The sequence below is a fragment of the Haloferax sp. Atlit-6N genome (assembly GCF_003383195.1).
Taxonomy (GTDB): Archaea; Halobacteriota; Halobacteria; order Halobacteriales; family Haloferacaceae; genus Haloferax; species Haloferax gibbonsii.
This window is the reverse complement of record NZ_QEQJ01000035.1, coordinates 1-794: the sequence shown is the minus strand read 5'-3', so window position 1 is coordinate 794 and position 794 is coordinate 1. Positions and strand designations below refer to the sequence as shown.

Here is a 794-nt window from a genome sequence, read left to right as displayed (position 1 = left end):
TCGTGCGTGGTGGCGACATCGTCTCCGTATCGGGAGGTCGTCGCTCGACGCTGATGACGGTTCCGAAGGCGATGGATAGCGCCGGCTCCCCTGTTGGGACGCAGTGGTGCCAGCAAGACCCAGCCGCGACTCCCGATACTCACCGCATCTCCTCGCGCGTCAACCACTCGTACTCCGCGTCGGCCCGCTTCCGTTCGTCCACCCGAATCCCAGTGTAGTTTCGGATCAGATCCGTCGTCGAGACGACGCCGACGACGTCGAGGCCGTCGACCACGACCAGGCGGTGGACACCGTGATCGTCCATCTCCTCGGCCGCGCGACGGGCCGACGCGGACGGCCCGATGGTGACCAGCGGGGCGCTCGCCGCAGCTCTGACTGGAATCGAAGAGAGCGGCTCGTCCGTCTGGTACGTCGCGTCGAGCACGTCGTGCTCTGTGATCATCGCGCCCGGGACGCCGTCGTCGGTGACGACCGCGCTCCCGACGTCTTCGTCGAGCATCTTTCCGACCGCCTCTGCGAGCGACGACTCGAGGTCGACGGTGACGACCGACGGCGAGAGGATGTCGCTGACGCGCATCACTCCACGGTCGTGTGGGGAGAATAAAGAATTTCCGAGCGACGAGGCGACGAATGCGATGAGAAAGGGGAAAGAGGAACGAGAAGATTGCCGCAGGTCGCCGTCTAGAGGAAGTCTTCGATGTGGTCGGCGACTTCGTTCGGCGTGTCGCCGACGGGGACGCCCGCGTCGTTGAGGGCGTTGATCTTCGACTCCGCGGTGCCGGTGCCCGAGCCGG

General features: G+C 65.7%; 1 protein-coding gene and 1 pseudogene. Both read right to left on the bottom strand.

Translation table 11 applies throughout. The features are described from left to right. Window positions 1–139 precede the first annotated feature (139 nt). Window positions 140–577 (bottom strand): CBS domain-containing protein, encoded by a 438-nt coding sequence (locus tag DEQ92_RS20990; protein WP_115821727.1) that lies wholly within the window; start codon window positions 575–577, stop codon window positions 140–142. A gap of 104 nt (window positions 578–681) precedes the next feature. Continuing rightward, window positions 682–794 (bottom strand): annotated as a pseudogene (locus DEQ92_RS20985) (succinate--CoA ligase subunit alpha); the annotation flags it as partial.

Coding starts and splice junctions, on each gene's coding strand:
- DEQ92_RS20990 (WP_115821727.1), bottom strand. CDS start 577: ATGCGCGTCAGCGACATCCTCTCGCCGTCGGTCGTCACCGTCGACCTC.